The organism is Salipaludibacillus sp. CF4.18 (genome assembly GCF_051262595.1).
Classification (GTDB): Bacteria; Bacillota; Bacilli; order Bacillales; family Salisediminibacteriaceae; genus Salipaludibacillus; species Salipaludibacillus neizhouensis.
This window is the reverse complement of record NZ_JBIMEV010000015.1, coordinates 79735-91810: the sequence shown is the minus strand read 5'-3', so window position 1 is coordinate 91810 and position 12076 is coordinate 79735. Positions and strand designations below refer to the sequence as shown.

The 12076-nt window shown below is 34.0% G+C and carries 12 protein-coding genes and 1 pseudogene; 1 reads left to right on the top strand and 12 read right to left on the bottom strand.

What is annotated here, in order from left to right; translation table 11 throughout:
- Window positions 1-441: 441 nt before the first annotated feature.
- From ACHABW_RS11765 to ACHABW_RS11730, 8 genes and pseudogenes are all read right to left on the bottom strand, one after another.
- On the bottom strand, window positions 442-921 hold the full coding sequence (locus ACHABW_RS11765; protein WP_435755489.1) for a Ger(x)C family spore germination C-terminal domain-containing protein: 480 nt from the start codon (window positions 919-921) through the stop codon (window positions 442-444).
- 19 nt (window positions 922-940) lie between these two features.
- On the bottom strand, window positions 941-1318 hold the full coding sequence (locus tag ACHABW_RS11760; protein WP_435755488.1) for a hypothetical protein: 378 nt from the start codon (window positions 1316-1318) through the stop codon (window positions 941-943).
- Window positions 1319-1326: 8 nt separating this feature from the next.
- Window positions 1327-1533 (bottom strand): annotated as a pseudogene (locus tag ACHABW_RS11755) (spore germination protein); the annotation flags it as partial.
- A gap of 142 nt (window positions 1534-1675) precedes the next feature.
- On the bottom strand, window positions 1676-3316 hold the full coding sequence (locus ACHABW_RS11750; RefSeq protein WP_435755487.1) for a response regulator transcription factor: 1641 nt from the start codon (window positions 3314-3316) through the stop codon (window positions 1676-1678).
- A gap of 14 nt (window positions 3317-3330) precedes the next feature.
- Window positions 3331-5121, bottom strand: coding sequence for a cache domain-containing sensor histidine kinase (locus ACHABW_RS11745; protein WP_435755486.1), 1791 nt, complete (start codon window positions 5119-5121; stop codon window positions 3331-3333).
- Window positions 5122-5354: 233 nt separating this feature from the next.
- Window positions 5355-6707 (bottom strand): ABC transporter substrate-binding protein, encoded by a 1353-nt coding sequence (locus ACHABW_RS11740; protein ID WP_435755485.1) that lies wholly within the window; start codon window positions 6705-6707, stop codon window positions 5355-5357.
- 115 nt (window positions 6708-6822) lie between these two features.
- Window positions 6823-7623 carry a carbohydrate ABC transporter permease gene (locus ACHABW_RS11735; RefSeq protein WP_435755492.1) on the bottom strand — a complete coding sequence of 267 codons (801 nt, stop codon included), beginning with the start codon at window positions 7621-7623 and terminating at the stop codon, window positions 6823-6825.
- Window positions 7624-7675: 52 nt separating this feature from the next.
- On the bottom strand, window positions 7676-8623 hold the full coding sequence (locus tag ACHABW_RS11730) for a carbohydrate ABC transporter permease (protein WP_435755484.1): 948 nt from the start codon (window positions 8621-8623) through the stop codon (window positions 7676-7678).
- A 220-nt stretch (window positions 8624-8843) separates the two neighbouring features.
- Between ACHABW_RS11730 and ACHABW_RS11725 the strand changes: the two genes are divergently transcribed.
- Entirely contained in the window at window positions 8844-9473 is a 630-nt protein-coding gene (locus tag ACHABW_RS11725; RefSeq protein WP_435755483.1) for a YesL family protein, read from the top strand.
- A gap of 43 nt (window positions 9474-9516) precedes the next feature.
- On the opposite strand, the gene ACHABW_RS11720 is transcribed toward ACHABW_RS11725, so the two are convergent.
- The 4 genes from ACHABW_RS11720 to ACHABW_RS11705 all read right to left on the bottom strand — a co-directional run bounded on the left by ACHABW_RS11720 (window position 9517) and on the right by ACHABW_RS11705 (window position 11992).
- On the bottom strand, window positions 9517-9891 hold the full coding sequence (locus ACHABW_RS11720; protein ID WP_435755482.1) for a DoxX family protein: 375 nt from the start codon (window positions 9889-9891) through the stop codon (window positions 9517-9519).
- 157 nt (window positions 9892-10048) lie between these two features.
- Window positions 10049-10480 carry a DoxX family protein gene (locus ACHABW_RS11715; protein ID WP_435755481.1) on the bottom strand — a complete coding sequence of 144 codons (432 nt, stop codon included), beginning with the start codon at window positions 10478-10480 and terminating at the stop codon, window positions 10049-10051.
- 60 nt (window positions 10481-10540) lie between these two features.
- Window positions 10541-11323, bottom strand: coding sequence for a dioxygenase family protein (locus ACHABW_RS11710; RefSeq protein WP_435755480.1), 783 nt, complete (start codon window positions 11321-11323; stop codon window positions 10541-10543).
- Between the two features lie 24 nt (window positions 11324-11347).
- Entirely contained in the window at window positions 11348-11992 is a 645-nt protein-coding gene (locus ACHABW_RS11705; protein WP_435755479.1) for an alpha/beta hydrolase, read from the bottom strand.
- Window positions 11993-12076 lie beyond the last annotated feature (84 nt).

The following is a 12076-nucleotide window of genomic DNA, read 5'->3' as shown; positions in this document are numbered from 1 at the left end:
TTTAACATGGCTTGTCCTAAACAGAACAGTTTAGGGCAAGTTTTTTGTTGGCTTTTGGCAGGGAATAACTTGGATTTATTCCAATATTTTTGCGAATGGTTTAAATATTTCTCCCACTAGGTTTGTTGGGCTAGGGGTATCTGGAAAATAGATAAGCATGACCGATTAGCAAAAACCAATGAAAGTAACCCAGATAAATGCTTTTTTTTCCTTTTTTTCTTTTCTATCTATTTTGGGCCATTCAATTACAGTCATGCACATAATCAGAATAATTATTAGTAATACAAATAGTATTTCCAACGTTAATGTTCCTTTCTTTATTTAATGGATAAGATTTTCTTCACAAGAGTGCTATTTATATGAGATGGTACACTATTAATAAGCTATGGAGAGCATCGGATTGAACCGAAAATACTTGAGACTCCAATGATTTTCTCTCATTCAGCTACCACCAGTCTCTAATCCTATTCTTCTTACATAAACTTTCATATCATACTCTACTTCAATACTAGCTATAAACTTGTTCCAGTCGTCTTTATGTTTAGCCCATTCATGAGGATACTTCCTACGGAAGACTTCTCCGAATCCTAACACATCTGTTTTCATTTCCTTTTGTACTTTTTTTGCTGTAGCTTCCATGATATTTTGTATATCATCTTCCAACACTTTTTCCACTGAACGAAGCGTATCTACTTTACTTAAATCCAAGTCTGTTGTATTTTGGATAACATCATCTTCGCATATCACGTTGATTGTTATTTTCCATTTCCCATTTTTAATTTCAGGAATTAATTCCGTTTCAGCCTTAATGATTAAAGCTGAAATAAACCCATCTTCCTCATCTGGTTTAATCGTAATAGTACCGAGGTCAATGTCATTTTTAAACCAAAGTAAACCTCTTGTGAGTGAAATATCTATCATGTCATGCATCTTATTTCCTTTAAAAATAGCTGTAAGAATTGGTTTTTTTCTTCAGCACCACCTGAAATATTTTTTGCTTTATTTGTTGTGACAAAAACGCGGTCTCGTAGACGTGCTTCTGAAAATGGAAAAAATAAACTAGTTCATCTTTAATTCCTTTTTCTCGTACAAGTTGTTCACTGAAAACAACGACTTGGTTATGTCCAAAAAAAATTCTTATTGGAAACTTCCTTTGTAAATGCGATATCGCCTCTGCCGTCGTTTTTCCTGTTGCCGATTGTACAAATGTTTGCTGCTCTCCTTCTCCATCACCCTCCTCTTCCGGTATTTTCGCTTCAATAGAAACCTCTATTTCTTCTTCATCGTGATAATCCAATCCAGTTGCTACCACGATCATTATTTCATTTATCTCTTCACGATCCCAACTGCTGCTCCAACTTGCTTAGGTAGACGTAGCCCTGCTTCAAGTAGTACTTCGAACATCATCTCCATCAATAGCGCTTCAATGAGAACAGGAAAAGGAACCGCCTCCCTCGTGTTTGCGATACTGATGGCGAGGATTGTAGGGTAACATTTCTGATGGATGGAAAGAACGGTAATATACATTGGAAGAAATAAAGTGGCTCTTTACATTACTACTATCAGTCTTTTTAACCAAAGTTTGGAATATTACTCCAAAGGGTGCGGAATTCATGGCCACCCATGTAAAAAATCCTCCACACAGCATCGTCATAATAATTGTTTGGTAAACAAATTAACTTTTTAGTGTAGGAAATAGTTTATTTATCTGTACTTCTTTATATTTATAAGCTCTGGGTGGCATACCATAAAACTTTTTAAAAACCTTTAGAAAATAACTTTTGCTATCAAAACCGAGATCAAATGAAATCTGGTCGATCGTTTTTCCTGTGATATCTAACATTTCTTTAGCTCGTTCCATTTTAACTCTAGTTACATACTCAACAAAACTCTCTCCAGTGACCTTTTTAAAGAGTCGACTAAAATAGCTAGGATTCAAGTGTAAGTAATTAGCAACATCACTTAATGTTATTTTTTGATTAATACGAGTTAAGACGAACTTTTGCGCTTTTACTACCTCACTATTGTGGGGGAGTTTATGAATACTTTCTAGATGCGACATTAAAAGTTTACAAGTATTAAAAATCATCTCTTCAAGTTGCTCAAAAGTTTCCAGCTGATCGACTATTTTATCTGTCATTGTAATAAAGTTTTTATCTTCAAGATTTGCAAGTGCTTGTATGTTTAGTTTAATATCTAAAATAAATTTTATAGCCCAGTCTTGAACAATTGGTGGCTGATGCCTTTTTTGCTTTAATTTTGATAATTGCTCTTTCAGATAGACTTCAACTTGTTGTTCATCTTCTTGGATCATTAATTTAGTAGTTTCTTGGACAATTTTCATATAGTTTTGAGCTGCTGGTTGATCACAAAGCGTTTCCATCTTCAAGTACTGAATGGAACAATTAGAATAATAAAAGCGCTGTACTTCATTGTGCAATAGCTCTCGCATTGATTCAACTAGCCCTTTGCGCAATGGACTTCTCTTACCAATAACGGATGTAATTGTTATTTTTAAGTAACTCTCTAATTTGATGTGAATTTCACGTAGAGCCCGTTCAATCATTGGATCCACTTCATTAACTTGGTTATCATGTGGAAAAATAATATAAAACTTTTGCTTTAAATAAAATATCTGTACATCTTTCTGGATTTTTTTTAATGTTTCACTAATAATATTATCTATACTAAATTGGAGTAATGGTTCTTTCTCAAATTTTGTGATTGCATCTGCATGTTTGTCAATGAAACATAAAATGGGTGTATAGTGCTCACTGGAAAATTTCATGCCAAGGAGTTCCCCTTGTTCTCGCAACCATACATCGTCATTTGCATATTTATCTTCCATTAACTTTTCGATGAATTGAGTTTTTAGCTTCATGTTATTTTGTTTCAAAAAGTATTCAATTTTATTCGTTTTATTAACAGTTTGCCGCTTTTTATCAATAGTCACTTTTAATCGTTTGAGTAGGTCAACAATATTTTCCTGATCCATTGATTCTTTTAAAATGTAATCAAATACTTCCAATTTTAGCGCTTGCTGAGCATAATAAAATTCGTCATGACATGACAAAATTATTTTAAACGTATCCATATCATTTTTTCTTAATAACGAAATTAATTCAATGCCATTTAAACGTGGCATCCCGATATCTGTTATCAATACATCGTAAGGATGTTGCTTCAAGTGTTCATATGCCACAACACTATCCTTAAATGACCCTAAAACTTCAAAACCATATTGATTCCATGGTATCATTTTCTCCATAAATTCAAGTACGAGTACATCATCATCTACCAATGCCACTTTGTACACTAATATCATTCCTCCTACTTCCTAGGGATATGAAAAGTATATACTGTTCCTCTTCCTAACTGACTAGAGAGCTTCATTTGAAATGCTTCTCCATAAATGATTCGCATACGCTGATAAACATTTTGCAAGCCAATCCCATTAAAAGAGTAATGATTTTTGGAGCTATCCGATGCAGATTCAAAAAATCTCGCTTCCACTTCCTGCATTATTTCTTGATTCATACCTGGTCCATTATCGCTTACTTTTATCGTTAAATTATTAGCTTTGTCCAATACAGCTGAGATTGTAACCTTCCCCTTTATTTCATTATATCCATGAGTAATAGCGTTTTCAATAACTGGTTGTAAGAAGAATCTTGGCACTTCTTCTTTGCCAGCATTTGGTTCAATTTCTAATTCCAGTACTACATAATGCCCGTGCCTAAAATTCATCAACTTTACATAGTGTTGAATAATATCAATTTCTTCCTGTAATGAAATAAACGCATTATTTCTGTTTATCGTCATGCGTAGTAGGGAGGATAGAGACTGAATTAATTTTGCGCTGTCTTTGTCACCATTCATTGAAATATTCAATCGAATTGCGTTTAACACATTAAATAGGAAATGTGGATTTATTTGCGCTTGTAACATTTCTAGTTCTGCGGAACGTTTACCTTCTTCTTGTATTTTAATCTCTTTAATTTTATTTTCTATTGTATCTAACATAAGGTCAAATGACTGGCCAAGCTTTGCAACATCGTTATTACCAATTACATCTGCTCTAACCTGTAAATTCCCTTTTTCCACTTCCCTTGTTACATGGCTTAATCTCGTTAGTGGCTTTGTTGTTTCTCTTATTAATACAATCAGCGCTATTAAGAACAAAAGTAGGAATGTACCTTGAATAATAATTGTCGTTCTAGTTACTAGATTAATATTTCCAATTGTTTTTTTATACGGAACGAGACTAACTAACTTCCAATCATTATAAGCTACAGGGTACGTTACCAATAAATGGTTTGTATCGTTATATTCTACGATTTGATATGATTTATCTTTAGATAAATCATAAGTAAGTTCTTCTCCTATTTCATCGGTAACAACACTTGAAAAAATGACACCATCTTTATCTGTTAAGTAAAACTTTTGCTCCATTTCGTTAGAAAAATTCCGGAAAATATTACTAATATCTGATTCATGAAAACTAATGATCACATTTGCTTGTACTTGATTTGATTGTTTAATTGAACGCCCAATACTAGATAAATAAGGTTCGCTGTCCACATCTGATTGAATATAAGTGGGATGTGTACCTATCCAATACGTCTCATAAAAGGTCAATTCACTTAGTCCATCGAACCATGGTTCATTATAAAAGGTTAATGGGTCATATTCAGATGCAGGATAGTTCATATAATATAACTCATCATTTAGTAGAATAGTAATGTAGGAGGGTCCAAGTAAATCTGTAACACCTTCTAAATAGTTGGTAATCTTGATATTATGCAAAGCTATCTTTTGGCTTACGTTTGGGGAATCTTGGTCAATTAATTGATATGATTTTAATAATTTATTAAATTCTGTATCAAATTGAACAAAATTCGATATATACATTAATTCATCCAATGAATTTATTAAACTCATTTCTATCATTCGTAAAGAATCTTCTGATTGCTTTACTGCTCTTTTCTCCAATACATCTTTCGTAAAATAATTCGATACAACATACGTCATTGCCCAAGGTAATAAAATACATAAAACAACGGCAATTATTAAACGATAACGTAACGAGATATTATTTAACCGTTTGATGTAGTTAATCATATCACTATTCACCTACTAAAATATATTTAAAGTGCGTGTTCAAAAAGTTGCCAAATTAGAAGAATTTAGGTCCTAGGCTGCTTAACTACGTAGGCTATTATTACGTCAGTAGCAAATAAGCAAGCCAAGAGATTCGACGCTTACCATATACCAATAGTTTACTAGCAAAAAAAATAATGCAGGGAGAATGACTGCTTCTCCCTACATTATATCATGCTTATTTTTGTTAGATATTATTGGTTTGCATCGATTACTGCTTGCGCTCTTTCCTCAATATTTTCCATTGTTGTATCAATGTCTTGTTCATCTAATAGATACATCTCTACTTCGGCATCAAATTCCGTTAAAACTTCTGTAATATAACTTTCTGGTGCAAACGTTTTAGTTGGATTAGAAACATCTAATGTGTGCTCCAGTGATTCCATATGAACTGCTTCAGGATTTGTCGTACCACTAGCCAAAGTTTCCAATATAATTGAAAGCTCAGCTTCCTTCCAGGATGGTACCCAAATCCCTTGTTCAGAAATCCCTTCTGTAGACAGCCAACGCATAAAGTCATAGGCTTCTTGCTTGTACTCTGAGGATTCCGCAATGCCAATTAAGTCGCCACCCATAACTGTATAAACTTCACTGTCTGGTTCATTTTTCGGCCATGGAGCCCATGCGATTTCAAAATCAGGTGTAAAGTTCCCCCACTCTGTAATCATAAAACTTGCAATAGGTATCATGCTTGCTTCCCCAGTAAAGAATTGCTGGCGGTAATCTAATTTTTGGGATAGAATTTCTGCATATGGAACAGATGATTGATCTTCTTGCTCTAACTGATAACGTAATTCTAACGACTCTCTAAGTAATGGATTATCAGCATTAGATGTTCCGTCTTCATTTAAAATAACTGTACTACCCTCTGTATTACCCATCAACTTTAGGGACGATTGGAAATTATGCCATGTGTGCAAATAAGAGCCATAATGTTCATCTGTCGTCATCGCTTTTGCGTATTCCCGGTAGTCTTCCCAAGTCCAATCTGTCGGAATCTCTAATCCGGCTTCATCTAAATGGGCTTTATTTAGCATGACTAAGTTAGTTACGTTCTTCATTGGTAAACCATAGTATTCCCCGTCCACTGGTCCGTAAGAATTATTATAATCTTCATCGATATCGATTCCTTCTTCTTCCATAAATGAGTCGATAGGTGACAATAAACCGGCATCGATCCGTTTTACGAGATCATTTACATTATTAAACATAATAATATCCATATCTTCTCCTGCTGATGCAAACAAGTCAAGTTGCTTAAAATAATCCAATGAATTCATATTGTCCACTAATGGTATAGATTCAATTTCCACACCTGGATTTTCTGCTTCATATTTTTCAATAACAGGTTCCCATTTACCATTATCTTCATTAATCCAATGAATAAATTTTAGTGTAACTACTTCATCACCACTACTTTCACTTGAAGAATCATCAGTCGATGAACTGTCTGAATCACTAGATGATTCATCGCTACCAGAACAAGCCACTAGACTAAAGGTAGTTATCAAAACAAGTAACCATACTAAACCCCATTTTTTCATCATTTCTTTTTCCCCCTTATAATAATTAATTTATGGTAAATTTAACTTCACACTTTTAAGTAAAGTCAAGTTATCCCCTTAATCCTCTGGCAAAGTCTATACACTATTCATTTAGTTATTAACCTTTTACTCCACCGAGTTGAATCCCTTCAATCACGTGCTTTTGACCAATAATAAAGATAATAAGTAGTGGTATGATCGCAGACACAGATGCTGCCATCATTAGTGAGTAAATGCTACCATGTTCATCAGCAAAGCTTTGTACACCTAACTGTATCGTATATAATGACTCTGTTCTTAAGAAGATTAATGGATACTGAAAGTCATTCCAAGTCCAAATGAATCGTAATATTGCATATGTTGCAATTGCAGGCCGAACTAGTGGTAATGCAATCCGGTAGAAAATTGTAAAATGTCCTGCGCCATCCATTCGAGCAGACTCAATAATCTCATTACTAATACCTAAATAAAACTGACGTAGCATAAAGGTCCCAAACACACTAAAGCTATTTAGCAAAATTAGTCCAGTGTGAGTATCGTATAGACCAAGCCACTTATAAAGTAAAAACTGCGTGACCAACAAGGTTTGTGGTGGAATCATGAATGTTGCAAGCACAATGATGAATAGTACATCTCTGCCTTTAAAATTAATTTTTGCAAAACCATATGCAGCTAAACCAGATATTGTCACTGATACAAGTGTTGTTAACACAGTTACTTTTATCGAATTCCAATACAGTAGTAAAAAAGGCATTGATCCTGTCCAAACTTCTTTATAGTTTGTTACAGCATTCCACGATTCTGGTATCCATTGAATCGGAAAAATTAGCACTTCTTCTTCTATTTTTAGTGATGCAGAGATCATCCAAATAAACGGCATTAAAAAGACTAAGCCAAGAATTAACATGATTATTGTCATAATAATTTTTCTAGTGTCTAAACGTTCTATCACAGTAATTCCTCCTCTCAACTTAGTAATTCACCCATTTTTTCTGACCAAGAAACTGAAAATACGTAATAATTAAAACGATAACAAACAGTACAAGCGCAACTGACGAAGCATAACCTGTTTTCAATTCTAAAAATGCCTGCTGATACAGATACACAACTGGTGTAATGGTTGAATTAGCTGGACCACCATTAGTTAGTACAATAATCAGATCGAAAACTTTAAAACTAGAAATGGTTCCAGTTACTAATAGTAAAAAAGTTGTTGGCGATACTAACGGAATTGTAATCTTTAAAAACTGATACCAAGCCGAAGCACCATCAATTTGCGCAGCTTCATAAAGTTCCTTTGGAATACTTTGTAAGCCAGCCAGGTAAATAATTAAGTTAAAACCAATACTTGTCCAAATCATTATGAGCATAACGGAAGGTAATGAAAAAGCAACACTAGCAATCCAGCCTGGAGGATTTTCGACTCCTATTGCCATTAAAAATTGATTAATTGGGCCGTCTGTTGGATGAAATAACACTTGAAATACAACTGCCACCGCAACAATACTGGAAATAAACGGCATAAAGTATATGACTTTAAAAAAGTCTTTGAAGTAAACATACTTATTAATAATTACCGCTAGTGATAAAGAAATAAATAATGTGACTGGTATCGCTAGTAAAATGATAAAATTATTTATTAAAGATTTCTGGAAAAGTGGATTTGTAAACAACTTTTGAAAATTTTCAAATCCAACAAAACTTGCATTGCGATATCCCGAAACAAAATTCCAATCTGTAAAGCTTAATACGAGTGAGGATATAATTGGAAACAAGACTAATAAGGAAGTTCCAAGAAACATAGGAGCTATAAAAATATAACCAGATAAATTTTCTTTCCACCCACTAAATGGATCACCATTTCTTTTCTTTCTTTTCTTTTGTGGGGATATTGGTTGGTTTTTTATCCCTGTTTGCATGTTGTTCACCTCTTTTTCTTAATTGGTGTTCTCATTGTATAAAAGGAAAACGCTTTCAACAATGTACTATCTTTACTAATTCGAGAATATTTTTACTACTTAGTCAAGAACCTAAATCACATGAAAATATCATGGTATATTAAATTGACGAAGATTATAAAGAGTAATGGAATCGCTTCTTTCTTTATCAGCAAATAATTTTATTTAGGGAGGATTAGACATGCAATTAGATGTTTTTTCTGGAATAATCTATCAATTTTGCACTTGGTTTGCTCGACTTGCTTACATCAACCTACTGTGGATATTTTTTTCAATTGTTGGACTGTTTATATTTGGTTTCTTTCCTGCAACAATTGCAATGTTTGCAACATTACGACAATTTCTAAATAAAAATCATTCACCAGTCTTTAAAACTTTTTGGAAGTATTATAAGAAAGAATTTGTTTTTTCAAATAAACTAGGGCTTATTATTGTAATAATATCTTTCTTTTTCTACCTTAATATTACTTTCTTGCAAACTAACATCGGAGTGTTACATCTACTTTATTATCCAATGATCTTGCTTAGCTTGCTATTTGTACTATCAGTTTGTTATTTATTTGCTTGCTGCGTCCATTTCAACCAAAACATAGGTATTTTATTGAAAAATGCTGTTCTAATTATGGTTTATAATCCATTACCGAACCTGTTTATCATTTTTGGTTCTACAGCTGTTTATTACGCAATTGTTTATATCCCTGGTATCAGTTTCTTTTATAGCGGTAGTCTAATCGCACTTGTCATCCTATCTTCAGCGACATTTGCATTTAATAAAGTGGAACACGATCAAAATCAACTTTTAATGTCCTAAAGATCGAGCATCTAACCATCATCAGATCTTTCATTAACATTTTTTAGAAAAAGCCAATCAATAAATATTGATTGGCTTTTTCTTTATTATTGGTTTCCTTTTTAATCCACTCTGCAACTTGAACAACACGTTTTGCTTGATATTTTGCAGCTTCTTCTAAATCTTCTTGCATTTTCCCATCTTGACCGACTGTGACACTTACTCCGTATGGACCTTTGTTATAATGGCTCCAATTAATATAAGTGATTAATGTGGAAATAATTCGAGTTCCTATCCCTAAAATTAATGCGATGCCTCCGACCATTTCAATTGTCGCAACAATGTAAGCGAGAAAACCTAGTATATCAATACTATCAAACCAACCTGCTGTATTTTCGATTCCTCCTAGAAACTTATCAGACCCGTGAGCCGGATTCACATTAGAAATTATTCATCCGTAGAAAATTTATATTTTCAGTATAATTATCATTTACGAAACCACCGTGACGCAGCCTCAACTTCTTCAGTAGCCTTTTTTACATTCACAAAAAAGAAAACACAACCTCTGAAATAGAAGTAATGCTCTTTTAACCAACCTAGTTTAAAGTAGTTGTGTTTCCATTTTCATCTTTTCCTTTTAAAATGACATTATCAAGAGAATATGCGTTTGTACCATTAATCGCAATAAATACTGCCATTGCCAAAAATGCTAGATCCAGTTCGTAGCCTGCCATTTGGCCATTTCCTAAAAAGCCAACATCTAGTTTTACTTTTACAATGGCCCCAACCATGATTAGTGCTATCAAACCAGACACAACTCTGCTAAACAAACCAAGAATTAACGCAATTCCACCAAGGAGTTCCACTAATCCAACGCCATACGCTAAAAATCCTGGTAAACCAATACTTTCAAACCAGCCAACTGTATTCTCAATTCCACCTTGAAATTTATCTAATCCATGAATAAAGAATGTTAAACCTAATACAACTCTTAGAATGAACGTACCAATTTCGTATTTTTTTATCATTTTAATTTCCTCCAAATATGTTTTATTATTAGACCATTTCATTTAAACTTACTTACTCGATTATCCAAATTGCCAAACACTATGACTAAGATTGCCATATCGATAACTTCGGTGTAATAATTTTGCACTCTTTTCATCGTCTGCAGCGCCCATGGCATAAAATATGGGAATAAAGTGTTCCCTGCCATAAGATGGTACGGCAAGTTCAGCACTTGGAGCTAAAGATTGATAGTTAAAAAGGTCATCTAAATTCCAATTTTTTAAGCGATCTTCTAACCATGCATCAAACTCTAGCGCCCATTGATCAATCGTTCCACCCTCGCTCCCCATTTTTACTGCTCCTAAGTTATGAACCGTTCCTCCACTAGCAATAATCAACATGTCTTGTTTTCTTAATTCTAGTAGAGACTTTCCAATGTGATATTGCTCCATTGGTGTGAGGTTTGGGTTTATAGACATTGAAATAACCGGGATATCAGCATTTGGATACATCATTCTAAGAACGACCCAAGCCCCATGGTCTAAACCACGTTTTGTATCTACACTATAAGGTATACCTTGTGATACAAAGCATTCTTCTATTTCCTTTGTAACGGAGGTATCCCCATTCGCTGAATACTTGATACGATATAATGCCTCTGGAAAACCACCAAAATCATACATAGTTTCAAATTCATCTACTTTACTTACATTTTGAGTACGTGATTCCCAGTGCGCTGAAAACAATACAATCGCTTTTGGATTTGACCATTTCGTACCTAATTGCTCCAAAAACTGTGTATACTCGTTATTTTCAATTGCTAATAACGGTGCTCCGTGTGCAACAAATAATGAAGGTACCATTATTTTTTCCTCCTTTAGTATTTATTATTTAGCTAAATCTGCAAGCAGCCAATTCGTAAAATCTTGTTGATTTTCTATGGAAACGGTATGTCCTTCTGAATAGGTTTTAAAGGTTACCTGTGCATAAAGGCTTTCAAAGTATTCCTTACTTTCTACTCCCCACTCATAAGGCAGAATGTTATCACATTCACCATGCGAGATAAACAACGAAATCTGATTGACTGGTTTAGTATTATATTCGGCTTTGACAAAGCTTGGTATATACCCGCTAAGGGCTACAATTCCTTTCATTCGATTCCCTAATGTAAGCCCAAGCGTCATAGATACAATCGCACCTTGACTAAATCCAAGTAGGTACAAATGGTCACTATCCACGTTATACTGTTCCACTGCATAATCAATAAAGCTAGTAAGCTGATTGATTCCATTGTCAAACACTTCTCTATGTGGCTTCCCGTATCCTTGAATTGTAAAATAAGCATAGCCAGGAGGGTGTGATAAATGACCACGAACACTAAAAATATAGAACGTATCTTTTAATCCTTCTAATAAGGAAAACATATCTTGTTCATTACTACCGATCCCATGCATGACAAATAAAGCTGGGTATTTCTTATTTGGCTCCATATGTGATGGTTTTTGTAGTTCATAAATCATTGGTGAATTCATTCTTATCATCCCTTCATCATATTGTCTTCTCTATAGCAAAGCAGGTTTATCAAAAGCAGTTCCTCTATATCAAAAAGGTAAAAT